General features: G+C 54.3%; 24 protein-coding genes. 3 read left to right on the top strand and 21 right to left on the bottom strand.

What is annotated here, in order from left to right:
* The first annotated feature begins 68 nt into the window (after positions 1–68).
* Positions 69–950, top strand: a complete 882-nt coding sequence (locus tag MKX64_RS13345; RefSeq protein WP_095266536.1) for an AraC family transcriptional regulator — start codon at positions 69–71, stop codon at positions 948–950.
* Positions 951–1,081: 131 nt separating this feature from the next.
* Positions 1,082–2,800, top strand: coding sequence for a ribonuclease J1 (gene rnjA / locus MKX64_RS13340; protein WP_095398677.1), 1,719 nt, complete (start codon positions 1,082–1,084; stop codon positions 2,798–2,800).
* 203 nt (positions 2,801–3,003) lie between these two features.
* Here the strand turns inward: rnjA and MKX64_RS13335 are convergent, their stop codons facing one another.
* Positions 3,004–4,221 (bottom strand): MFS transporter, encoded by a 1,218-nt coding sequence (locus MKX64_RS13335; protein ID WP_095266534.1) that lies wholly within the window; start codon positions 4,219–4,221, stop codon positions 3,004–3,006.
* A 259-nt stretch (positions 4,222–4,480) separates the two neighbouring features.
* On the opposite strand from MKX64_RS13335, the gene MKX64_RS13330 reads away from it, so the two are divergent.
* Entirely contained in the window at positions 4,481–5,101 is a 621-nt protein-coding gene (locus MKX64_RS13330; protein WP_341036094.1) for a hypothetical protein, read from the top strand.
* A 95-nt stretch (positions 5,102–5,196) separates the two neighbouring features.
* Here MKX64_RS13330 and MKX64_RS13325 read toward each other — a convergent pair whose 3' ends face one another.
* The 20 genes from MKX64_RS13325 to ehuA form a co-directional block, all read right to left on the bottom strand.
* On the bottom strand, positions 5,197–5,877 hold the full coding sequence (locus tag MKX64_RS13325) for a YqaA family protein (RefSeq protein ID WP_095267952.1): 681 nt from the start codon (positions 5,875–5,877) through the stop codon (positions 5,197–5,199).
* 242 nt (positions 5,878–6,119) lie between these two features.
* The gene (locus tag MKX64_RS13320) at positions 6,120–6,923 is read right to left on the bottom strand and encodes a bifunctional hydroxymethylpyrimidine kinase/phosphomethylpyrimidine kinase (RefSeq protein ID WP_341036092.1); all 804 of its coding nucleotides are present in this window, start codon (positions 6,921–6,923) and stop codon (positions 6,120–6,122) included.
* A gap of 99 nt (positions 6,924–7,022) precedes the next feature.
* The gene (gene map / locus MKX64_RS13315) at positions 7,023–7,769 is read right to left on the bottom strand and encodes a type I methionyl aminopeptidase (protein WP_095267950.1); all 747 of its coding nucleotides are present in this window, start codon (positions 7,767–7,769) and stop codon (positions 7,023–7,025) included.
* 244 nt (positions 7,770–8,013) lie between these two features.
* Positions 8,014–8,802: a TerC family protein gene (locus MKX64_RS13310; protein ID WP_095267949.1), complete on the bottom strand. Its 789-nt coding sequence runs from the start codon at positions 8,800–8,802 to the stop codon at positions 8,014–8,016.
* Positions 8,803–9,288: 486 nt separating this feature from the next.
* Positions 9,289–9,945, bottom strand: a complete 657-nt coding sequence (locus MKX64_RS13305) for a hypothetical protein (protein ID WP_095267948.1) — start codon at positions 9,943–9,945, stop codon at positions 9,289–9,291.
* Positions 9,946–10,077: 132 nt separating this feature from the next.
* A complete protein-coding gene (locus MKX64_RS13300; RefSeq protein ID WP_095398708.1) occupies positions 10,078–10,941 on the bottom strand; it encodes an SDR family oxidoreductase in 864 nt (287 codons plus the stop codon).
* A gap of 123 nt (positions 10,942–11,064) precedes the next feature.
* Positions 11,065–12,030, bottom strand: a complete 966-nt coding sequence (locus MKX64_RS13295; RefSeq protein WP_095267947.1) for an MraY family glycosyltransferase — start codon at positions 12,028–12,030, stop codon at positions 11,065–11,067.
* Positions 12,031–12,423: 393 nt separating this feature from the next.
* Positions 12,424–13,725 carry a pyrimidine-nucleoside phosphorylase gene (locus tag MKX64_RS13290; RefSeq protein WP_341036091.1) on the bottom strand — a complete coding sequence of 434 codons (1,302 nt, stop codon included), beginning with the start codon at positions 13,723–13,725 and terminating at the stop codon, positions 12,424–12,426.
* Positions 13,726–13,783: 58 nt separating this feature from the next.
* The gene (deoD, locus tag MKX64_RS13285) at positions 13,784–14,491 is read right to left on the bottom strand and encodes a purine-nucleoside phosphorylase (protein ID WP_095398671.1); all 708 of its coding nucleotides are present in this window, start codon (positions 14,489–14,491) and stop codon (positions 13,784–13,786) included.
* Between the two features lie 21 nt (positions 14,492–14,512).
* Positions 14,513–15,691, bottom strand: coding sequence for a phosphopentomutase (deoB, locus tag MKX64_RS13280; RefSeq protein ID WP_341036088.1), 1,179 nt, complete (start codon positions 15,689–15,691; stop codon positions 14,513–14,515).
* Between the two features lie 47 nt (positions 15,692–15,738).
* A complete protein-coding gene (locus tag MKX64_RS13275) occupies positions 15,739–16,917 on the bottom strand; it encodes a NupC/NupG family nucleoside CNT transporter (RefSeq protein WP_341036086.1) in 1,179 nt (392 codons plus the stop codon).
* A gap of 94 nt (positions 16,918–17,011) precedes the next feature.
* Positions 17,012–17,677, bottom strand: coding sequence for a deoxyribose-phosphate aldolase (gene deoC / locus MKX64_RS13270; RefSeq protein ID WP_095267942.1), 666 nt, complete (start codon positions 17,675–17,677; stop codon positions 17,012–17,014).
* A 291-nt stretch (positions 17,678–17,968) separates the two neighbouring features.
* Positions 17,969–18,913, bottom strand: coding sequence for a sugar-binding transcriptional regulator (locus tag MKX64_RS13265; RefSeq protein ID WP_095267941.1), 945 nt, complete (start codon positions 18,911–18,913; stop codon positions 17,969–17,971).
* Between the two features lie 120 nt (positions 18,914–19,033).
* Positions 19,034–19,726: a ribonuclease H gene (gene rnhA, locus MKX64_RS13260; RefSeq protein ID WP_330163993.1), complete on the bottom strand. Its 693-nt coding sequence runs from the start codon at positions 19,724–19,726 to the stop codon at positions 19,034–19,036.
* 397 nt (positions 19,727–20,123) lie between these two features.
* A complete protein-coding gene (locus MKX64_RS13255; RefSeq protein WP_095267939.1) occupies positions 20,124–20,654 on the bottom strand; it encodes a DUF2179 domain-containing protein in 531 nt (176 codons plus the stop codon).
* Entirely contained in the window at positions 20,651–21,562 is a 912-nt protein-coding gene (gene thpD, locus MKX64_RS13250) for an ectoine hydroxylase (RefSeq protein ID WP_095267938.1), read from the bottom strand. The genes MKX64_RS13255 and thpD overlap by 4 nt, the downstream gene beginning before the upstream one ends.
* Before the next feature lie 136 nt (positions 21,563–21,698).
* Entirely contained in the window at positions 21,699–22,091 is a 393-nt protein-coding gene (locus MKX64_RS13245; RefSeq protein ID WP_095267937.1) for an ectoine synthase, read from the bottom strand.
* Positions 22,088–23,380, bottom strand: a complete 1,293-nt coding sequence (gene ectB, locus MKX64_RS13240) for a diaminobutyrate--2-oxoglutarate transaminase (RefSeq protein WP_095267936.1) — start codon at positions 23,378–23,380, stop codon at positions 22,088–22,090. The genes MKX64_RS13245 and ectB overlap by 4 nt, the downstream gene beginning before the upstream one ends.
* Positions 23,381–23,402: 22 nt before the next feature.
* Positions 23,403–23,915, bottom strand: a complete 513-nt coding sequence (gene ectA / locus MKX64_RS13235; RefSeq protein ID WP_341036076.1) for a diaminobutyrate acetyltransferase — start codon at positions 23,913–23,915, stop codon at positions 23,403–23,405.
* A gap of 25 nt (positions 23,916–23,940) precedes the next feature.
* Positions 23,941–24,795 carry an ectoine/hydroxyectoine ABC transporter ATP-binding protein EhuA gene (gene ehuA / locus MKX64_RS13230; protein WP_095267934.1) on the bottom strand — a complete coding sequence of 285 codons (855 nt, stop codon included), beginning with the start codon at positions 24,793–24,795 and terminating at the stop codon, positions 23,941–23,943.
* Positions 24,796–24,801: the final 6 nt, after the last annotated feature.

Here is a 24,801-nt window from a genome sequence, read left to right as displayed (position 1 = left end):
TTTATTGCACGATTTTGATGTATATATCCACCTAGGGATTACCAATTCCGCATGAAGGAGAGTTTGCCATGGATCAGACGCTTCGCCAGTCCCTGAAGGAGAGCCAGGTGCACGGGAATGCGCGCTTTCCGTTCGCGTCGTACCGGTTTCATTTTGCCCCCGGGGCCCATGTCGTAGACTCCCACTGGCATAAGGAAGCGGAGATCTTCTACGTGCTTCAGGGCGAAGTGCTGTTTCAGATTGATACCGAGTATGTTCCGGTCAAGGCGGGGGAAGCGCTGTTCATAGACGGCGGCGATATTCATACCGGTCACGCCCGGGGAGATCAGGGCTGCAGCTTCTGTGCGATGGTGTTCGATCCGGCGATGCTTGCCAGCTCGCAATACGATGTGGTGCAAGAGCAGATCATTCTGCCATTCCAGGAAAGAAAGGCTACGCTGCCGAGACTGATTCGTCCGGAGACCGATGCTTCGCTTATGGCCCACATTACCGAGATGGTCCATCTGACCGCAGCTAAGCCAGCGGGATACGAGGCTGCCCTGAAGGGGCATATCTATCTGATGCTATATGAAGCGAAGGCTGCCGGCCGCATGGCCAACCGGAGCCGGAGCGGTGCCGGGGATACGACCCAGACCGAGCGGTTGAAGAAAGTCATCGCCTACATTCAGGGCAACTATCATCGCCCGATCCGCCTGAGCGAGCTTGCCGGGCTGATTCCGATGAGCGAAGGGCAGTTCTGCCGGTTCTTCAAATCGATGACCGGGCAGACGCCGATCGATTATATTAATTCCTATCGCGTCCGCCAGGCCGCGGAATTGCTGCGGCAGCCGGAGCACAAAATATCCGATATCGCACTGGATGTCGGATTTGGGCATATCAGCTATTTTGTCCGTGTCTTTCGCAAAATTATGCTGTGCACACCGTCGGAGTATCGCAAACAGCTTATATAATGAAGGCAATTTAAGAACGAATTCACGAAAACCGTTTCACGAAGCCTCCGCTTTCTGATATCTTTAGTAGAGGACAAAAATAAAAACCCAGGCATTTGCCTTAATTACCATAGAGAGGATTTTTTTACACTATGTCTAAACCACTGCTATCAGACACCATTCAAGCTGCCAAGCCTAAGAAGAGGCCCAAGCCCTCCGCGCCGCCTGTTCGGATATTCGCACTCGGCGGACTTGGGGAAATCGGCAAAAACATGTATGGCGTTGAATTTAAAAACGAAATTATTCTCATTGATGCCGGCCTGAAGTTCCCCGATTCAGATATGGGCGGTGTGGATTACATCATCCCGGATATCCGCTATTTAATTCAGAACAAAAGCAAAGTGAAGGGCTTGTTTCTGACGCATGGTCATGAGGACCATATCGGAGCGATCCCTTACGTGCTGCGCCAGATCCAGATGCCGATCTACGGCGGTCCGCTGACGATCGGACTCGTTCGTGCCAAGCTGGAGGAGCATCGGCTGCTGGATCAGACCGAACTTCATGTCTTTCATGAGGAGGAAACGATCTCCTTCCGGCATCTGTCGGTTCATTTCTTCCGTACGACGCACAGCATTCCGGACGCTTTCGGGATCGTTGTCGAGACACCGTATGGGCCAGTTGTCCATACAGGCGATTTCAAGTTCGACTTTACACCGGAGGATAAACCCGCCAATCTGCACAAAATTCTTCAGGTTGGACAGCGCGGCGTCCTTGCCCTGATGGCAGACAGCACCAACAGCGAGCGCGATGGCTTCACGCCTTCCGAGCGTACGGTAGGCCAATCCATCCTGCGCCTGTTCCAGGAATGCCCTGGCCGCATTCTGTTTGCCACCTTTGCCTCGAATGTGCACAGGCTGCAGCAGGTCGTGGATGCGGCCATACAGACCGGCCGCAAAATTGCCATCGTCGGCCGAAGCATGGAAAAAGTATTTGTGATCGGACAAGAGCTCGGTTATATCCGGATGCCTGAAGGCATGCTGATCGATGTCAAAGCCGTGAATCGCTACCGCGATGAACAGGTGTTGATCGTATGCACAGGCAGTCAGGGAGAGCCGAATGCAGCGCTGACCCGGATCGCTTCCGGGGCGCACCGCTCCATTCAGATTCATCCAGACGATACCGTTATTTTCTCTTCGTCTCCGATTCCGGGGAACACCCAAAATGTGAACCGAAGCATCGATTTGCTGATGCGGGCCGGGGCTGAAGTGAAATACGGCTCCATTCTGGACATTCACACATCCGGTCACGGTTGCCGTGAGGATTTGAAGCTGATGATCAGCAGTATTCGCCCGAAATATTTTGTACCGATACATGGGGAGTACCGGATGCTGTTGAATCATCGTGAGCTCGCCCTTCAGGTTGGCATGCCCGAGAGCAGCGTGCATCTGCTGAACATTGGCAATACGTTGTCCTTGTTCAGAAACGGGGCTCGAAGAGGACGCAATATTCCTTCCGGCGAAGTCTACATTAATAATGGTGAGCTGCGCGTACATGAGAAGGAGCTGCTTGAAGAGCGCGTTCAGCTCGCCCATGATGGGGTCGTCATTGTGGCCATTACGATCGATCCCAGCACCCGCAAGCTGTTATCCGGCCCGGAGCTGATTACTCGCGGCTTCGTATACATGCAGGACTCCAAGCCGCTTCTGCGGCGCGCGGAGGCGATGCTGCGCAAGCAGCTGAACAAGGCGGGCGAACAGCGGGAATACGACCGCGCGGCATGGGAGCAAATCACGAGCACCAAACTGAATCGCTATTTCCGAAGAGAGCTTGGAAGAAGCCCCTATATCATGCCTTCGATTATGGAGGTATAAAGGTAAAGAGCCTGGGATGAAACATCCCCGGCTCTTTTTTCGGTGATAGAGGGTTCGTTGCCACTCCCTTAGCATGATGATCCCTTTCGCTCAGGAAGCTCCCCCTGCCTCTGCCTTAACTCTAAACCACCTCTACCTGATCAAACGGGATGACCGTGCTAGGCCTCCGCACAGCAAGAACGTGCTCCCGCCACAAGCCAACGCTAATCTGCAAGCTCCACACCCTTCGTCTCTTTGCCCAGCAGCAGCACGCTGAAGGCCCCGATCAGAATCGTGACAAAAAACAGCAGGAAAATAACCTCGATACGAACCCCGTTGCCTTTCATCACGCCTACGAGAAACGGGGCGATCACCCCTCCGATCCGGCCGAAAGAAGTCGCCAGACCCACACCGGTGGAGCGAACCCTTGTCGGATACAGCTCCGGACTGTAGGCGTAGAGACCTCCCCATGCGCCCAGATTGAAAAACGAGAGGCAGATCCCTGCGGCCAGCAGTGATCCAACGGAATCGGCGATGCCAAACCAGGCCGCGCTTATCGCCGTCAATACCAAATAGGTGACCAGCACAAACTTTCTGCCCAGCTTCTCAATGAAATAAGCTGCTGTAAAATATCCGGGAAGCTGGGCGAGCGTCATGATCAGCACATATTGAAAGCTCTGCACCAGACTAAACCCCTTGTCTACCATGACCGTCGGCAGCCATAAAAACATACCATAATAAGAAAACACAACGGTAAACCAGAGCACCCAGAGCATGATGCTCGTACGGCGAAACTCCGGTGACCAGACCGAAGCGATCCGTTTGCCAAGGCCCAATCTGACCACCTTCTTCTGCTCCAGGTATCTGGGCGAGTCATCAATGGCACGCCGCAAATACAAAGCATAGAATGCTGGAAGGGCTCCGATTAGAAATGCCGCCTGCCATCCGTAATTCGGGATGACAAAGTAAGCGATCAAGGCGGCTAGAATCCAGCCCGCTGCCCAGAAGCTTTCCAGCAGCACGACCGCCCGCCCTCGTTCCTTGACCGGCATGCTCTCAGATACAAGCGTAGATGCTACAGGCAGTTCTCCGCCAAGACCAAGCCCGGCGATGAAACGAAAGATGCACAGCATGATAAACCCCGTCGCCAGGGCCGACAGCCCGCTGGCAATGGAGAATATAAGCAGTGTCCACAGCAGGATGCTTTTGCGGCCATATTTGTCTGCCAGAAATCCGGCCATCGCAGCGCCAAATGCCATGCCGATCGACGTCGTGCTTGTCAAAATGCCCACCTGCTGCGAACTGAGCGCCCATTCGGATGCCAGCGCGGCAACGACAAATGAGATCATGCCGACATCCATCGCATCGAACATCCAGCTGAGTCCCGCGCTGAAAAGCAGCTTGCGCTGCTTGGGTTCTTTTAAAAGTGCCAGATTGCTCATCCTCTAACCTCCTCTCCCTTATCTTTCTATAAGATAGGTCGAAGGATACATTCGGTCAATAGAAGATTACCAGAAGTTGCAACATTCCTCGTATGAGCGTATAGCCGTACATGTTCCCAGCAATCTCCTCTTTCGGGGAATTGAAAAAAATTGGATATTTTTGACTTGAATCTGCTGCCCTTTTCGTATATTGTGGAGAAAAGCAAGTCATTTACAATTGTGTATAGCGTTAGGATTGTTAATAAAGGAGTTTGTGAGTATGTACACGGAACAAGATATTTGGATTGTGCTCACAGGCACGGGTACCTGGTTCAGCCGGATGATCCAATACTTCACGAAAGCCCCATTGAATCATGCATCCATCGCATTCGATTCCGAGTTGTGCGAAGTGTACAGCTTCGGTCGAAAAAAAGCCAACAACCCGTTTGACGGCGGACTGGTACGGGAAAACTTGCGTTCCCCTTTCTTCTACAATTCGGAATGCGCGGTTTACCGCTGCCGTGTCCGTACCGAAGATTATGAACGAATGTACAATCTGGTGAAGGAAATGATGCGCAACCAGGATCGCTACAAATATAATCTGCTCGGGCTGCTCGGCATCCTGTTCCGAATCCACATCGACCGGGACTACGCCTTCTTCTGTTCCCACTTTGTCGCGACCGTATTGGATCGTGCAGGGCTGCGGCTTGTGAATAAGCCTTGTCATCTGGTCACGCCCGAAGACTTCTCCAATTGCCCGCAATTGCACGAGGTATACCGGGGACCGCTTCACGGTTATCTCCCCCCGGACTCCCCCGCTTCGCTCCCTTCTTCTCCAGCATTCGCACCGGTAACTACGGAAGGCAGGGGCAAGTTTTTTCGGATTGGCAAGACGGGTTAATGATGATGCACTCATAATGAATATAACAAATGGAAAGCAGCCGAGTCCTTGTCTCGGCTGCTTTCTCTATAATTACACCTAGCGCAAATATTAATTTATACGGACGGGGTCTGATCTGAGGTTTGTTCCAAGCCTTTCTGCTTCACTGGCGGTTGTCCCGCTGATGGAGCAGCTGATGGCTCGACAGCATCTTCCTGCTGCTCAAGCGCAAGACTGCGCTTCCGCTTGCGTCTGCGGTTGAAATAAATAACGGCGGAAATAATCGGAACAGCGATAAGGGCAATATACATGGATACATCCTTCACCATGCCCTCCGCAGATCTTCCATATAAATAGAATAAAATACCGACAACATAAAACTTGGTGGCTCTGCCCAAAGCAGCATACACCATAAGACGCCATAAAGGAAAATTCAGACAACCGGAGAGAATGGTAAACACCTTAAACGGAATGGGTGTGAATGAACCAATCATAATGGCGGCTTCCCCGTTCTTGTTAAACATATTGGTTGCCGCATCAATCCACTTTGTCTTTAGAAGCTTATACAACACGGACTTCCCCAGCACCTTGCCGATCAGATATCCGAGCGGCGTGCCCAGCAAACATCCGATAAAACCGGCCGTTGCCAGCCATAGTGCGTTTGAGGGGTTCAACATACTTAAAGATACTTGCAGAAAAAAGGCCGGAATCGGAAAAATAACGGCATCTGCAAACGCATGAATAAACAATCCCCATGGACCAAACTTCATTAAAAAATCCAGTATGTCCTGAAACATGTCTCAACCCCTATTTAATTTCTGTCTCACTATCCTATTTATAAGACCCTCTTATAAATTATAGCACATTCCTATACCCGAAATCGCCCCAGCCGGACGATTCCCTCTAAAATCCGCTAAGCCACACCCATAGGACCGGTTGCAGCACCTCTCGCTCCAAATGCGAAAGGCCGAAGCACCTTCCCGGAGCCTCAGCTCCCGGGGGGTCTTCGACCTCTGAAATAGCCGGTCTGGCCAGCTGATTAACTGCTGCGATGAGCAGAATGACGAGTTGGACCTACAAATTGATTCAGCGGGAAGCCGCCGGCAATAGCCTGCGTAATGAACGCCTTCGCCTGCTGGATCGCCTCGCGAACCGTCAGCCCCTTGGCGAGTCCTGCCGTAATCGACGCAGACGATGTGCAGCCCGCACCGTGCGTATACTGGGTCACAATGGCGTCAGCCTCAAACCATTCAAACGTGGTTCCGTCATAGAGCAGATCCATCGCTTTGCCTTCCTGCAGCTTGCCTCGGTCTTTAATGAGAACGTTCTTCGCGCCGCGCTCATGAATGATCTTGGCCGCTTCCTGCATTTGCTCCAGGCTGGTAATCGGGCCTGTCTTGGCAAGCTGGGAAGCTTCGAACAGGTTCGGTGTTACCAGGTCTGCGCGAGGCAACAGGAATTGCAGCATCGCCTCGGTATTCTCCGGCTGCAGCACCTCATCCGTGCCTTTGCATACCATCACCGGATCAATAACGACACGCTGCAGCTTGTAGCGGTCGATATACCGTGCCACCAGCTCAATGATATCAACTGAACCGAGCATTCCTGTCTTCATGGCATCGATGCCGATCCCTTCGAGCACGGTCTTCAGCTGAGTTTCCACAATATCTGTCGCAACCGGAAACACCTGATGATCCCAGGTAGACGGCTCCATGCAAACGATCGTCGTGAGAGCAGTCATCCCGTAAACGTCAAATTCCTGAAATGTTTTCAAATCGGCTTGAATACCAGCGCCTCCGCTCGTATCCGAACCGGCTACCGTTAGTGCTTTTTTGATTGTCATGACCCTATTCCCTTCGCATGTAAAATGATTCTTCTATTATAAAAAAGTTGTGTGACAGAATCCATACCCAAATAATGAGCAGCCCCGCGGTTTCTCGGCTTATTGTTCAGTCAAGATCCGAGGGCCGTCCTTCGTAATGGCAATCGTATGCTCGTACTGGGCAGACCATTTGCCATCTGCGGTTCGAGCCGTCCAGCCGTCCGCGTCAACCTTGCACTGGAATGTTCCCAGGTTCAGCATCGGTTCGATGGTGATCACCATGCCCTCCTTCAGCCTCGGCCCGCGATTCGGCGGGCCATAATGAGGAATCTGCGGCTCTTCATGAATGCTCTGGCCGATCGCATGGCCTACAAATTGGCGCACCACCGACAGGTTCTGCGCCTCCGCATAAGACTGAATCGCATGCGAAATATCGCCGACCCGATTGCCAATGACCGCCTGCTCAATGCCGAGATACAGCGATTTTTTGGTCACATCCAGCAAATGCTGCGCCTCCTCAGAGAGGTTCCCTACCGGGTAAGACCAGGCCGAGTCGGCGAGCCATCCGTCCAGATTAACGACCATATCGATCGTGACAATATCCCCATCCTTCAGCGGCTCGCTACCCGGAAATCCGTGACAGATGACATCGTTGACAGAAGCGCATGTCGCATACGGATATCCTCGGTATCCCTTCTGTTCCGGATAGGCACCGTGTTTGCTCAGAAACCGTTCTACGAACTGGTCGATTTCCCGGGTCGTAACACCCGGCTTGATCATTTCAGCGATATGGCGGTGACACTCGGCAAGGAGCTCTCCGGCCTTGCTCATTTTGTCGATTTGTTCTTTCGTCTTCAGTATGATCATCTCTGGCACTCCTCTTGTTCGATATCCTGCTGCTAGCTAGCCCGAGATCGCTAACGCGCTCCGGCTTACACATGCTCCTATTCTACTCTTCTCCATCTGCAACCTCAATAAGCCCAGGCCAATGCGGATGGCCGACCAAATGCAAAGCAGCACAGCCGAATTTCATTCAGCCATGCTGCTCAGGGGATGGTCGCCCGGAACTTCAGTTCCCGCGCGCCTTGTATTCCTTATTGCAGGTGCTCCCTTATCCCACTTCCAGCTGTTTCTTCTCCTTATCCGTCAGCTCGCCCTTATCCTTGGACAGGAACCAGCCCAGCACAGCGATCAGGATCAGTACGCCCCAGAAGATCACTTTCCAGCCGGTGCTCTTCGGGAAGCCCTCCGCGATAACACCAATCTCAGGGTGAGCCAGCGTATAGATGGCCAGCTTAATGCCGACCCAGCCGACAATGAGAAATGCTGCCGTTTCAAGCCCTGGTCTTCTCGCCAGCAGCTTGACAAAATAGGAGGCCGCAAACCGCATAATGACAAGACCGATAATTCCGCCCGTCAGAATAACGAGGAATTGTCCTCCGTCCATGCCGCCGATCTTCGGCAATCCGGTAGCCGGCAATGTCAGCGCAAGCGCAACGGCTGCCAGAATCGCATCCACCGCAAACGCGATGTCTGCGAGCTCCACCTTGAGCACGGTAATCCAGAAGTTCTCTTCTTTTTTGGCCGCCTTCTCCATGTGAACCTTCTTCTTCACAAAGTACTGCTTCACGATATGGTTTATGCTAATGTAGAGCAAGTAAGCCGCACCAAGCGCCTGCACGTACCAGACATCGGCCAGGTATGAAATGATAAACAGTGAGCCGAACCGGAATACGAATGCACCGGCCAATCCGTAGAACAACGCTTTCTTCCGCTTATCCTCCGGCAAATGCTTTACCATGATTGACATGACCAGCGCATTGTCGGCGGCAAGGATGCCCTCCAGGCCAATCAATACAATCAAGACCCAACCATACTCGAGTAATAGTGCTGTGTCCAAAACAATGATCTCCCTTCCATCGGTTAAGTATGATTGTCCAGGGCCGGGAATAACAAAAAACCTTTACCCCAGAACAACCGGTGATAAAGGTAACATTCACAATATTACAGGAATAGATACCTTTACCGATTAGGCAAAGGTCTCGCTAACAACGTAACGTTGCCAACAAAGCCGGAGACACGGGCGTGTCACGAATTGACGACTTTGTTGTGGAGCTACTCCCCTTTACTTGACTATCGGCATTATAGCATGACTTTACTCACTCGCCAATAGGAAATTAGAACTTTAAACGTTCCTTTAGGCTTATTTCAGAAATCATTTCCTAAAACTCCAGCAGGTGTCCCGCTGCGGGGAATAAAGGGTCTTGCGATCGATCCTGCCCCGCTTCACTTCATTCACCGCTGCAGCGGTTGAACTCGGAGGAAAGGCAAACGCTTGGCTTCTCCAGTCTCCCACTTCCCCTTCACTGATTTAGCCCGTATGATGTCAAGCACTTCTTTTCTTATTTAATATAAACAACAGCAGACCTGCCAAAACAACAAGGGTTATGCCTGCGGGAATCCAGTATGAGGACACACTCTTGCCTTCATTCATGCCTTCTGCACCTTCGCTCGTCGGTCCCTGTGGCTGCTCCGCCACGGACGGCTTAGCCAGCGGCTCATATCCGGCACCCAGTTCGCTCAGCTCCGGTTCAGCTGCTGCCAGAGGCTGAGTGCCATCGCACAAGCCTGTCTGCAGCGGCTGCTCTTCGCCATGAGCCAGCACCAGAAATTCACCGCCCACATGGAACCCGTCATATCCACAGCTTGCCGAAGACATCGCGGTCGTAAGCTGAACTTCAGGCGGCACCTGCCCTTTCCAGACTCTCGACACCTCCAGAGTCACCAGAACCGGTTCGGCAGAAGACATCACCGGCTTGGACTCCGGAGGAACGATATCTGTTACTTTGCCCGCAAATACAGCAGTTTTATGCGTCATTGCTTCGGACAAGGGCAGCGGTCCTATACAGCTGCAGGCCAGCGCCTCATCCGGTTTCTCCGAGTACAGCCCCACAAGCATCCATACTACGGCCAACAACGGTATCAGCAGCTTGCGCCCCCAACCTCGCGCGCCGCGTACCTGAAACGATCTCTCCATCATCATCACCTCTACATCTCCAGACGCCGCGGACTTCTAAAAGGTTCCATTCTCTGTTAAAAACAACCAGAGGCCGCCTTCAGCCTTCTTGATCATCAGATGCTGACACGCCAGCGCGGAGAAGCGGCCGATGGTGGATCATGGCTGCAATCCATACGTACGTCCGACCTGCTCTTCGCTCCATGACCAAAGCCGAGCCGCAAGCTCGGGATCCTGCGCTTTCCGAGCGGTTCTTGCCGGTTTGCATTTGACATAATATTCGCCGGTAATCCCTTCCACTTCCGGACTGGAAGCCAAATAAATGGCTGTTCCTGCCCCCTCGAGCGGTGTCAGAAAGAACGGTGTCAGCAGCTTGTACACACCTCTTCCGAATCCGGTGTCCCGATTGACCCCAAGGCTGGTGCTCACGGCCCCCGGATGCAGGGCATTGACCGTCATGCCTGTATGCTTCAGCCTGTGGGCCAGCTCCTTGGTGAACAGAATGTTGGCCAGCTTCGATTGTGCATACCCCTTCATGACATGGAAGCCGCGGCTCAGGTGGGGATCATCCCAATGGATCGAGCCTATTTTATGCGCGCCTGAGGATACGTTCACGATCCGGGCACGCTGTCCGGCCTGAAGCAGTTCCAGCAGCTCATTGGTCAGCATGAAGTGGCCCAGATGATTCACGCCGAGCATCGCCTCGAAGCCATCCGCCGTTGTCTCGCGTTTGAGTGTAATAATCCCGGCATTGTTAATCAGCACATCCAGCCGGTCTAGCTTTGCTTTGCAATCGGATACAAAACGCTGAATACTCTCCAGCGAGCCGAGATCACAGGTCATCAGCTCCAGCTCCGGCTCCGGGATTCCGCTCTCCTCCCTGGCAATCTTTAGCGCCGCTTCTCCCCGCGTCTGGCTCCGGCAGACCAAGATGACCCGGGCTCCTCTGCGGGCCAGTTCCGTTGCGGTGGCGAGCCCCATACCGGCACTCGCGCCTGTTACCATTACGATTTTCCCTGTCATATCCGTCACTTGCGAGAGCCTCCTTTCGAAATTAGCACTAGACAGAAAAATCCCGCCAACCGGATGCCAGAAGACGAGATTTCATGCTGTTCACATCTATGATTCGAGACTGCAAGTCGGCGCCTACGCGCCGCTTGCATTAAGGGCAAGAATGATCGCGGTCAAGCCGAAGCACAGGTTCAGCAAGCACAGGAAGATCAGCGTCTGCTTCTGGTTCAGCCCTGTCGCCAGCAGACGGTAATGCGCCTGGGAGGCATCTGCCTGGTAAATCGGCTTGGATTGCAGAATTCTCCGGATAACGACGATAATGTTATCGAAGATCGGAACACCCAGCGCGAAGATCGGTACGAACAGCGATGCCAGGGTCGCTCCCTTGAAGGCCCCGTCCAGGGCGATGATGCCGAGAATGAAGCCGAGGAACGTCGCACCTGCATCCCCCATAAAGACCCGGGCTGGCGGTTTGTTGTACTGCAAATAAGCAAGCGCTGCACCGACGAGGATCACAGCCAGCAGCGCCGATTCCCCTCGGCCCATCGTTAACGCGACGACAAACAGCGTGCCGCCGGAAATAGCGGAGAGTCCGCCTGCCAGACCGTCGATGCCATCCGAGAAATTGATCACGGTGGTGACGCCGAATATCCACAGGATGGTCAGAATAAGCTGCAGCCATTCCGGCAGATTGATGTATTGCCCCGTCAGCGGGTTGTTGAAGCCTTCAAATTGGATGCCATAGCTGTATACAACGACAGCCGCACTGACCTGCACAATCAGCTTCGGCAGAGACGCAAGCTCCTTGCCTTGGGACTTGTACCAGTCATCTACCAAGCCGATGCCCAGAATCAGCACGCTCCCGATGAATATGCCAACCGCTTCTCTCGTCAATGCACCTGAGAATAGAAAATAGGTTATAAAAAATCCGATGAAAATCGCGACGCCCGCCGTAAGCGGGATAGGTTCCCGATGAATCTTTCTTTCACTGTCAGGCCGTGGCTTGTCTACAAAATCAAGCTTGATTGCAAGCCTCCGAAAAGGCGGAATGAGCACAAGCACGAGCGCTAACGATACGACAAATGCTGCGAGATAAAGCATAATTTCCTCCTGTGGAATGATGAAGTATGGAGAACATTGCAACCTCAGTATATGACTTTCAGGCGACTCTATCAACCTATCAATGCCAATCCACTATAAAAAAGACTGCCGCACGGTACGATAATGTACCGTGCGGCAGCCTCTCGGCCTGCTCCTCAGGACTGCTTCCTGTTCACCGCAAGTCCGATAATCATGACGATAAGTGCCAGCAAAGCGATCAGCTGATCGATGGTCATATCGGATAGCCTCCCTTGCCTGTAAGGTTGGCTCTTCTCCGGACGTCCATCCTCTCCCGTCTGTTCTGATCGGCCTTACTTTCCCCATTACCAGACTATGCGGGGGCCTTTCCGATTATGACTAGATCACTTGACTTACACCAGCCAGGCAGGCCGGTTATTCGGTTACAATTCCGTGTACGAGCACCGGCGGCTCGGCCTGATCGGAAATTCGGATGCTGGCGTACAGCTTCTCCTTCACATCGTCGATATCCTCCCGGTTCGCATGAATCGTAATCAGGGATTCACCTTCACGGACCGGGTCGCCGATTTTCTTGTTCAGCACAAGCCCCACGGCCAGATCGATCTCGGACTCCTTCGTCGCCCGGCCCGCACCGAGCAGCATCGCCGCGGTTCCAATCTCATCGGCGACCAGCTCGGCCACCACGCCATCTTCCCGCGCAGGCAGCTCGATCTTGAAGCGTGCCTCCGGCAAACGCTCCGGATGATCGACAACCGAAGCATCTCCTCCCTGATTCGCAACGAACGCCTTAAATTTCTCCAGCGCCTGTCCATTGCGCATCACTTCGCGCAGCTTCTCTTCCGCTTCCTCCAGGGAGCCTGCCTTGCCCGCCAGATATACCATCTGGCTTCCCAGCGCGAGGCACAGCTCCTCGAGATCCTTCGGCCCCTGGCCGCGAAGCGTATCGATCGCCTCGCGGACTTCCAGCGCATTGCCGATCGCTGCGCCGAGCGGCTGACTCATATCGGAGATGACGGCCATCGTCTTGCGCCCGACATTGTTGCCGATGCGCACCATCGCATGCGCGAGCTCCTTGGCGTCATCCACCGTTTTCATGAACGCGCCTGCCCCGGTCTTCACATCAAGAACGATGGCATCGGAGCCTGCCGCAATCTTCTTGCTCATAATGGAGCTTGCAATCAGAGGAATGGAGTTGACCGTGGCGGTAACATCCCGCAGCGCATAGAGCTTCTTGTCCGCTGGCGTGAGGTTTCCTGACTGACCGATCACGGCGATTTTATGTGTGTTGACCAGATGGACGAATTCATCCTTGTCGATTTCGACATGAAAGCCTGCTATCGACTCGAGCTTGTCAATCGTGCCTCCGGTATGACCAAGACCGCGGCCGGACATTTTGGCCACCGGAATATCGAGCGCTGCTACGAGCGGGGCAAGCACAAGCGTGGTCGTATCGCCCACGCCGCCAGTGGAGTGCTTATCCACCTTGATCCCTTCAATGGCGGACAGGTCGATCGTATCTCCCGAGTTCACCATCGCCATCGTCAGATCCGCCCGTTCCCGATCTGTCATGTCCTGGAAATAGATAGCCATCGCCAGTGCACTGACCTGATAATCCGGAATGTCGCCTGCGGTATATCCTTCGATAAAGAAGCGGATTTCGTCGGTGGACAGCTCCTTGCCATCACGTTTCTTAGCAATCAAATCAACCATTCTCATCGTCTATTCTCCTCACTGTGTGCGGATGGATGTTCATGCTAGCATTGAGTCTTCAGATTTATAGCGATATCGCCGTGTCCAGCGCTACTTCCATCATGTCGTTAAACGTAGTCTGCCGCTCTTCCGCGCTCGTCTCTTCCCCTGTCAGCAAGTGATCGCTCACTGTCAGTATCGTCATCGCATGGACACCGTAACGGGCTGCGATTGTATACAGCGCCGTCGTCTCCATCTCTACCCCAAGCACCCCGTGCTGCATCAGCTTCTCGACCACCGATTTGTCTTCACGATAGAATACATCGGAGGTGAACACGTTGCCCACATGCATGTTCAGCCCCTTCTCCTTGCCGCGCTCATACGCGCCCAGCAGCAGCGGGAAGCTGGCAATCGGCGAGAAATCATAACCGCCGAAGTGATGGCGGTTCATGCCGGAATCCGAGCAAGCCGCCTGGGCCAGAATGACGTCCCGAACGCGGACATGCTCCTGCATCGCGCCGCAGGTGCCGACGCGGAACAGATTTTTCACGCCATATTCCCGAATCAGCTCATTGACATAGATGGCAATCGAAGGCACGCCCATGCCTGTGCCCTGAACGGATACGCGCTTGCCCTTGTAAGTGCCTGTATATCCGAGCATTCCCCGCACCTCGTTATAACAGCTCACGTCTTCAAGATACGTCTCCGCAATGAATTTCGCCCGCAGCGGATCTCCTGGAAGCAGAATCGTCTCCGCGATATCGCCTGGCTTAGCCCCAATATGTGTACTCATGTCCCATTCCTCCACTAATGATTATTTCAAGTCCTGCAAAAAGCTGGTGCCGTGCTCCGGCAGCTTCACGCCAAAATTGTCGGCCACCGTAGCCCCGATGTCGGCAAACGTTCTGCGCAGCGGGAGCTCCTTGCCTTCGTCAAACCGCGGCGAATAGACGAGCAGCGGCACATATTCGCGCGTATGATCGGTTCCCTTGTAGGTCGGGTCATTCCCGTGGTCCGCTGTAATGATGAGCAGATCATCATCGCTCAGTTTATCCAGCACCTCCGGCAGGCGCTGATCGAACTCCTCCAATGCCTGGCCGTAGCCTTGCGGATCGCGGCGATGCCCGTACACCGCATCAAAATCCACCAGATTCAAGAAGCTGAGACCGGTAAAAGGTTCATCCAGCGTCTTCACAATTTGGTCCATGCCGTCCATGTTGGACACCGTTCTGACCGCTTTCGTAATGCCCTCGCCGTCATAGATATCGGAAATTTTCCCAAGCGCGATCACATCCAGACCCGCGTCCTTCAGCTCGTTCATCGTCGTTCTGCCAAACGGCTTGAGCGCATAATCATGGCGGTTGGCCGTGCGTTTGAAGCTGCCCGGCTCCCCGACAAACGGGCGGGCGATAATGCGGCCCAGCATATACGGGTCATCCAGTGTAATCTCGCGGCAGAACTCGCAAATTTCGTACAGCTCCTTCAGCGGAACAACGTCCTCATGAGCGGCAATCTGGAGCACCGAATCTGCGGAAGTATAGACGATAAGCGCCCCGGTGTTCACATGTTCTTCGCCAAGCTCCTCGATAATTTCCGTGCCGCTCGCAGGCTTGTTCCCGATCACCTTGCGCCCGGTCTTCTGCTCGATCCGCTCAATCAGCTCCTGCGGAAAGCCATCCGGAAATACCCGGAACGGCGTATCAATGTACAGGCCCATAATCTCCCAATGGCCGGTCATCGTATCTTTGCCATTGGAGGCCTCCTGCATCTTCGTATAATACGCCTGCGGCTTCTCGGCAGCCGGCACGCCCTGAATCTCCCGGATGTTGGAGAGGCCGAGCTTGGCCATGTTCGGCATGTGAAGCCCGCCGCGTTCCCGAGCGATATGGCCCAGCGTATCCGAGCCAACGTCGTCAAATTTGTCCGCATCCGGCGCCTCTCCGATTCCTACGGAGTCCAGCACTATCAGATGGATTCGTTTAAACCGTTCCATATTCGTACTCCCCTTCATGATACATTGATACGTGCTTTGATGCTATTTTACAAAAACAGGCCGGCAATCGTCGCCGACAGGACACTGACCAGCGTAGCCCCGTACAGCAGCTTGAGCCCAAATCGCGCCACCGTATTCCCCTGCTTCTCATCCAGCCCTTTCACCGCCCCGGCAATAATGCCGATGGATGAAAAGTTGGCGAAGGACACAAGGAAGACCGACACGATGCCCACCGTCCGCTCGGACAGCGCCGGGAAGTTGGTAAGCTCCAGCATGGCGACAAATTCGTTGGATACGATCTTCGTTGCCATGATGCTCCCCGCATCCACAGCCTCCGCCCAGGGAATCCCCATCACAAAAGCGAACGGTGCAAACAAGTAGCCGAGCAGTTCCTGGAAGCTGATGCCGATGATGGTATTGAATATCCCGTTAATCATTGCGATCAGAGCGACAAAGCCCAGCAGCATCGCCGCGACCGTTATCGCGACCTTGAAGCCGTCCATAATGTACTCGCCAAGCATCTCAAAAAACGACTGTTTCTCCTCTTCCTGCACTTCCAGAATATCTTCTTCCGGCTTGACCGTGTATGGATTGACAATCGATGCGATCATGAATCCGCCGAACAGATTGAGCACAATCGCGGCCACCACATAACGCGGCTCGATCATGGTCATATACGCGCCGACGATCGACATCGAGACGGTGGACATGGCCGATGCGCACAGCGTGTACATCCGATGCTTCGGAATGAGCTTGATCTGCCTTTTAATAGAGATAAACACTTCGGACTGGCCCAAAATCGCGGAAGCCACCGCATTGTAGGACTCCAGCTTTCCCATGCCGTTCACCTTGCTCAGCACGAGCCCGATATAGTGAACGAGAATCGGCAGCACCTTGATATACTGAAGTATGCCAATCAGGGCGGAAATAAACACGATTGGCAGCAGCACGTTCAGGAAGAACGGCCCTGCGCCTTCATTCGCCATCCCGCCAAACACAAATTCAATGCCGGCTCCGGCATACCCGAGCAGCGCATCAAAGACGCCGGCCACGCCCCGCACCAAATATTCTCCAAATCCCGTATTGAGCAGGATATAACCCAGGACAAGCTGCAGCAGTACCATGACCGCCAGCGGCCGATAGCGTACATGCTTTCTGTCATTGCTGATGATAAGCGCAAGCCCCAGTACAACCAGCAGACCCAGGATCGCAATGATCATCTTCATTGTAGTTGGTTCCCCCCATTAGATGTAAGTTAAAATGCCAAGATGACTGTGGGAAGACTATGCTGTTTCTATCTGTTTACCGTCACGCGTCTGCTTAGTATGAAGCTGTAGATTGACCGCCCTGCATAATTTTTACGCCCGAGCTGGCTCCGATCCGGTTCGCTCCAGCCTGAACCATGCGCTCCAGATCCTCCAGGCTGCGAACGCCGCCGGATGCCTTCACGCCCACGTTGTCACCAACCGTGGTCCGCATCAACGCAACATCCTCCGGAGTCGCTCCGCCAGTGGAAAATCCGGTGGACGTTTTAACAAAGTCAGCGCCTGCCTGGACTGCCAGCTTACAAGCCCGCACCTTCTCCTCGTCGGTCAGCAGGCAGGTCTCAATGATGACTTTCACCAGCGCCTTCCCTTCAGCTGCGTCCACCACCGCTTGAATGTCCTTCAGCACCAGCTCATCATTGCCATCCTTAAGCGCACCGATGTTAATGACCATATCCACTTCCGTTGCGCCATTGCCAATCGCATCCTTGGTTTCAAATGCCTTCACGGAAGAGGTTGTGGCGCCAAGAGGGAAGCCGATGACCGTGCACACCTTCACATCGGTTCCTGCCAGCAGCTCGGCACATCGCTTGACCCATGCCGGATTCACACAGACGGAAGCAAAGTGATACGTCTTCGCCTCCTCCGCCAGCTTGGTAATATCGGCCTCGACGGCGTCCGGCTTCAATAAAGTGTGGTCGATCATTCCTGCTATATTCATCTGTTCAAGCACTCCTTGAATTTTATTGGGTATACCTCATCATAACGTGAAATCCCTGTAGCCGGAATTCATCATATCACACGCCTGAACATATGTAAAAATGATTAGAAATTATGTTCATTCCGGTTTATGGTAACAAAATCTTCTATCATTGTTTGCTGTCTTGCGGCCTGTCATTCAGGAATAATATTCCGCGACAAGACTGCGGAAAGCCCGTTATCGAAGGTCGATAACAGGCTTGTTCATTCCCTGGCTGGCACAGCCTGCGGCTCGCCGGCTTGCTTGCCTAGGCTAGGCATCTTCCTGCAGCAGCGCCTCGGCTGTATACTGATCGGTCACGAGGGTGTTGGCATATCCGCCGACAAGCGCGGCCTTGATGGCAATAAGCTTGCGCTGTCCGCCCGCCACCAGCATTGACGTCTCCTTCTGCCTGAGCTCTTCCAGCTCCATGCCGACGGTGCGGTTGTTAATATCTTCGCTGCAAATCCGGCCCTGTGCATCAAAGAAACGGGAGCAGATATCCCCGGCCCCTATTTCCTGGAGCAGGTGCTGCTCCTCCTTCGTTAAGTACCCGAGCCGGAACAGCAGTGCATCTTCCTTGACGGTGCCCACCGTAAATACGGCGATGTTCGCTTGCCTGCCCAGTTCAAGAATCCGCTGAATATGGCGATCTTCATCCACCATCCGCTTCAATTCCACCCGGTCGAATATGACCGGCAGCGGCAAATAGCGGGCTGCGGTGTGAAACGCTTCGGCGAACCGGTTCACGATGTCGGCCGCGTATGTATTCACATGCGAATGGCTGACCCCGCCTTTCAACTGAACGACCTCGACGCCGCGGACGGCTTTGTGCTGAAGCTGCGTAGCTACCGCATGCATGGTCGTCCCCCACGTCACCCCGATAATGTCGTTGTCCTTCACAATATCATGAATATAATCGGCGGCCTTCTTGCCGATATGCTTCTGAATTTCCCGGTACTCGTTCACGGGGGAGTAGCTGATCAGCACCTGATCCAGCGCGTACTTCTTGCGAACGCGCTCGCCCAAGGCGTCCAGGTCATCCTGGGGGTCTACGATCTGTATGCGAACATAACCCTGTTCTTTGGCATGCTGAAGCAGCCTGGAAACGGTCGGCCTGGACACCCCCAGTCTGTCGGCGATGTCCTGCTGGCTGAAATCCGACAGATAGTACAGCCTGGCCGCTTCGATGCACAAGCGTTGTTTATCATAATCCATGATGGCTCAACCCGCTTTTAGATAAATTATCTGGACCCGGTTATCTTCATGGTTCGATGTTCAAGGGCCCGAAATGGCTTCGCTGCTGCTATGGCCTCACTGGCCCCAAAGTCATTAGCCTTACTTGCGGCCATAGTCGGCTTTGATCTCACCCCAGCTCTTCGTCTGCCATTTCAGCACCTTGTTCGGGTAGCTGTTGGTGCGCAGCCATTCCTCGGCCCGATCCACCAGCCTCCATATTTCTTCGGTCGAGGCGTCGCGCGGCAGAGTGGTAGCTACCTTCTTCTGCTTCACCCATTTGATGGCATTCATCGAATCGCTGTACACCGTTTTGCGGCTCCCGATTTTTTTCAAATAGGCCAGGGCGTGAACGATCGCAAGGAACTCCCCGAGGTTGTTGGTCCCCTTCTGAATCGGCCCGACCGAGAACAGAATGTCGCCGGTCTGGGTGTCAACGCCCTTGTATTCCACCGGTCCGGGATTGCCGCGTGTACCGACATCCACCGAGATGCTGTCATAATCGATGGCATCGTCTCCGGCTTCCCAGGCGCTGCCCTGGCTCGCCCGTGCTCCTGCGCCTCCGGCAGCCTGGCTAGCCGCCTTGCTCCCAGACGACCGGCCGCTGCTGCCCGATTGCGAGCCCCAGTATGCTTTATAGCCTGCGGCATAAGCCTTCTCCGCCTCAGCCTTCGACTCGAAAGCCTTGAATTTGGCGCCTGTATACTGATTCACCTGCTGCTGGCATTCATCCCAGCTTGTATAGATGCCGGGTACTTTCCCGACCCATACGACGTAATACTTTTGCTTTGCCACGCTTGTACCTCCATCCGGCATATCCTCTCTAGCGTACTATATCATATCCTTAACCGAAAACGAAAAAGCGATCCGGGCGGGTACGCATGCTGAATACCGCAATACTCAATACCTCGATCCTGATTTTCGAAATACCGAATACTGAAATACTGCTTCCGAGTATTCCGTAATACGAAATTCCGCAATACTACAATAGAAATTCCGCAAATCCTCAATCCTGCAACTCCGAAATTCAGAATTGCTGCAGTGCTGCTACCATGCCCAACCCTACCTGCGGCGACTCTTCGCTTCAGCCAGCGGATCAAAGCGGCGCCCACACGCAGCAACAAGCCTGCCATCGCGAATGTAGCCCATTCGCAGGCAGGCTTGATAGATTCTTATCCTGTGCTCGCTCCGGTTACGGCCGCTGCCTCTCGGTCAACCTCACCCAGAAGCCGCCTTTGAAATATTTCGGCTCATGGGAGATGATGAAGGCATGCGGGGACAGCTTGCCTAGCGTATCCAGCAGGCGTCCTTCATTCTTGCGCTTCACAAGCACCTGAAGCACCAGCCGCTTGCCATCCTTCCCGTCGGCAGGCCAGGAGGTGACACCATACCCTTTCTCCCTCAGCTTCACGGCCAGATCCATCTCCAGTGAATTGACGATGACCTGCACGACGATATAGCCCAGTGCCAGATACTCCTCAATCCGGCTCCCTATATAGACGCCCAGCCCGAATCCGAGACAGTAAGCCGCCATATTAAACGGATTGTCAAGATTCTGAAGCACAAGATTCAGCCCCAGCAAATAGACAAACACCTCCAACATGGCCAGCAGGGAGGCAACTCCTCTTCTGCCCTTGATCATCAGAATCAGCCTCAGGGTGAAAATCGAAACATAGACAACGTTGATTCCGATAATCGAACCGACGAGCGACCAGCTGATCATGGGAGCTGCTTGCGCGTCGCAATATATTCAGGCCTCGGCTCTTGTCCCGAATAGGGGCTGCCTACCCGGTTCTCGATGCTGTTGTACACCATAAAAATATTGCTGCGCGGCATTGGCGTAATATTGCTGTTCGAGCCGTGCATAATGTTGCAATCGAAAAGGACCACCGAGCCGGCCTTTCCTACAGGCGTGTCGATCCCGCCCTTCTCCACCAGCCGCGTCAGGCTGTCCGGGTCAGGGACCCCGTACTCCTGCTTGCGCAGCGAGTCCTTGAAGTGGTTTTCCGGCGTCTGGCCGATGCAGGAGACAAACTCCTTATGGGAACCTGGGACAAGCATCAGCGGACCGTTGAAAGCATAGTTGTCTTCCAGCGCGATAGAGCAGCTCAGCGCCCGCATTCTCGGCATCCCGTCCTCCACATGCCAGGTCTCGAAATCCGAATGCCAGTAGAACTCTTTGCCGGAAAAGCCCGGCTTGTAATTGATGCGTGACTGATGAATGTAGGTTTCGCTCCCGAGCAAATATTCAACGATCGCCAGCAGCCTCGGGTGACGGGACAGTTCCTGGAACTCCGGGTGGCTGCGATGAACGGCGAATACCGAGCGAACCTCGTTACCTCCCGGCTCCCGGATAATTTCATCCCCCTCGCTGGACGCAGCCTCTCTTTGCAATTTCCGCGCTTCGGTCTGGTATCGGGACAACTCATCGAAGTCAAAGAAATTATCAAGAAACAGATAGCCGTTCCGGTCATAGAACTCGGATTGAGCCTTGCTCAGCGGCGACTCCGCCGTCCACTGCGAATAGACGACAGGATCTTTCCTCTCCAGTATGCGCGCCTCGGCGTATACTCTCGACGGATATACATCTGCTCCCTGTTCTCTCCCGATCATTGCGATATTCCGGCTCATTGATCACCATCTCCTTATCGTGAGTTTAGGTTCCACTGACACTGTGACCTTCGACTTTGGACCTTTGGCATTCAAACTGTAACTGTGGGCAATGGCGCACTTTCACACTCGCATATTCAATTTCAGTTTAAGAGGCTTATGACTTGGATTTGGCCAGCAGCGGATAGGTTCCATGCTCGTCATGGACCTCCGCCCCGGTCAGCGGCGGATTGAACACGCACACCATTCGCATTTGCGAGCGGGCGCGCAGGTAGTGCTTCTCATGGCCGTCCAGGGCGTACATCATTCCCGGGCGAATATGATACGTCTCACCACCGACGATCTCAATCTCTCCCTCGCCTTCGATACAGTACACGGCCTCAACATGGTTCTGATACCAGATCAGCGTCTCCGTTCCCGCCTTAATCAGCGTATCATGCAGGGAGAAGCCCATCCCGTCCTTCTCCAGCAGCAATCTGCGCGAGTTCCAAGTCTCGGTATCGATGTCGTCCTTCGTATGGACGATGTCTTCCAGATGTTTTACAATCATGATTTGACCTCCTCTGCCGCCAGTTTATCAACACTGTTCTCGAATATCACCAATCCCTGCTCTAGTGTGTTCATCTCGATGGTGAGCGGCGGCATCAATTTGGCAACCTCGCCGCGGGGGCCTGACGTTTCCAGAATGAGGCCCGACTCAAAAGCCAGTTCGGACAGCCGGCCCGCAAGCTCCGGCTTCCTGAAGGCGATCCCTTGGATCATGCCGCGGCCGCGAACCTCGCCGCACATGGAGCCGTACTTTTCGCTGACCCGCTCCAGCGTGAGCCGCATCCGCCGCTCACGGCTGTGAATATCCCGGCGGAACTGATCGTTCTCCCAATAAGCGAGCGCTTCGGTGGCCGCGATGAATCCGAGGTTGTTGCCGCGGAAAGTGCCGTTATGCTCACCCGGCTCCCAGATGTCGATCCCCGGCTTCAGCAGCGTCAGCGCCATCGGCAGCCCGTAGCCTCCGATCGATTTAGACAAACAGATAATGTCCGGTTCAATCCCCGCATCATCGAAGCTGAAGAACGATCCGGTGCGGCCGCAGCCCATCTGGATATCATCCAGGATCAGCAGCATGCCCTTGCTTCGGCACAGCCGCTCCAGCCGGCGCAGCCATTTGCGGCTGGCCGCGTTCAACCCGCCTTCGCCTTGAACGGCTTCGACGATGACAGCCGCCGGCAGCGGCACCCCGCTGCCCGGGTCATCCAGCAGCTTCTCTATATATGCCATCGTATCCACGTTATCGCCAAAGTAACCATCATACGGCATAAATACAGAGTGGCTGAGCTCCACGCCCGCGCCCTTGCGTTTAAAGGCATTGCCCGTCACAGACAAGGATCCGAGCGACATGCCATGAAAGGCATTCGTGAAGCAGAGGATCGAGGTGCGCCCCGTCGCCTTGCGCGCAATTTTCAGCGCCGCTTCCACCGCGTTGGTCCCGGTCGGACCGGGGAACATGACCTTGTGATCCCAGCCGCGCGGCTTCAGGATCACCTCCCGAAAGCGGGTCAGGAATGTCTCCTTCGCTTCGGTGGCCATGTCGAGACTGTGGGTCACGCCGTCCTCCAGCAAATAATCGACCAGCTTCTTGCGGATTTTCGCATTGTTATGGCCATAATTGAGCGCGCCCGCCCCGGCAAAAAAGTCGATGTACTCATTGCCGCGCGTATCCCACAGCTTGGCATTTCGGGCTTTATGAAAAACCGTCTTAAAGCTCCTGCAGTAACTTCTGACTTCTGATTCCAGTTGGTCAAATACGTCCAGCTTCGGCTTTTCCATTACTTGGTTGTTCATAATTCCCTCCATATATTCGTTTTTAAATGTCATTAAAAAACGGGCCGATCACAAACAAAGGCTCATCATCATGGGGAGTCTCCTCAGGAAACATATCCGCCCCATATCCCACCGTTACGGTGCTCGGGATGGATTTCTCCTCGGCGAAGCCGAGAAACAGCCGCCGGGAGGCGATGTTGCTAGGCGATACCGTCGTCTCGATAAACCGGACGCCGCGGCAGCCATCCTGAGCCAGCAGCTCGGTCAGCATCGCCTTCGCGATGCCTCGCCGCCGGTGCGACCGGGCGACCGCGATCTGCCACACAAACAGCGTCTCCGGATTCCGGGGCGGCCGAAAGCCGGAGATGAAGCCGATCATGCGGCCCCTGTCCTCCGCTACCAGGCAGGTGTCGTTAAAATAATGTCCCAGCAGTATATAGCAATAAGGTGAATTCAGGTCCAGCGACCCGGTGTCCTGCACAAGCTTCCATATACGCGAGCCGTCTTCCGCCGACGGCTTGCGGTATTTGATCGCTTGCTTTGTCTCGATACTCATCCTCGTGTTCGCTCCTCTCGGCAGATCAAATTCCTTGTGCGCGGAAACGCTGCAAGAAGCTCTGCAGCCGCTCGCTCTGCGGGTTCTCGAAGATCTCCTCCGGCGTCCCCTGTTCCACGATTCTTCCATCCGCGCCGAAAATCACCCGGTCAGCGATCTCCTTCGCAAAGTCCATCTCATGCGTAATCAGCATCATGGCCATCTCGCCTTCCTCGGCAATCTCCCGAATCACCTCCAGCACCTCGCCCACCAGCTCGGGGTCGAGCGCCGAGGTCACCTCGTCAAACACCATCACCTTCGGCTTCATGACAAGGGCGCGGGCGATGGCCACCCGCTGCTTCTGTCCGCCGGACAGATGGGACGGGTACATCTTCAGCTTGTCGGCCAGCCCCACCTTCCCGAGCATGGACACGGCTCTCTCCTCGGCCTCCTCCTTGGACAGGCCCAGCACTTTGCGCGGCGCTTCGGTTACGTTGCGCAGCACATTCATGTGCGGAAACAGATTGAAATGCTGAAACACCATGCCAACATGGCCTCGCATCCGGTGCAGATGCTTCTCGTCGGCGCGCACGAGCCGGTCCTTGACCCGCATATGCCACAGCAGCTCGCCATCCAGCTCAATTGTGCCCTCCGTCGGCTCCTCCAGCGTCATGAGCATGCGCCCCATCGTCGTTTTGCCGGAGCCGCTTGGGCCGATGACCGCCACCTTCTCCCCTGGCATCATCTCCAGATCAATGCCTTTGAGCACCTGCACATCCCCGAACGATTTGGTCACGCCCTGATATCTGACAATCGGCGTATTGCCTGTGCCCGGCTTATCCCGCAGGGATGCATTTTCCCTGGATGCTTCTTCTCCACTCTCAATGACGGTTGTCGACATCCGTAT

Source organism: Paenibacillus sp. FSL M8-0334 (assembly GCF_038000405.1).
In the GTDB taxonomy this organism is placed as follows: Bacteria; Bacillota; Bacilli; order Paenibacillales; family Paenibacillaceae; genus Paenibacillus_AQ; species Paenibacillus_AQ campinasensis.
This window is presented reverse-complemented; position numbering and strand designations above follow the sequence as displayed.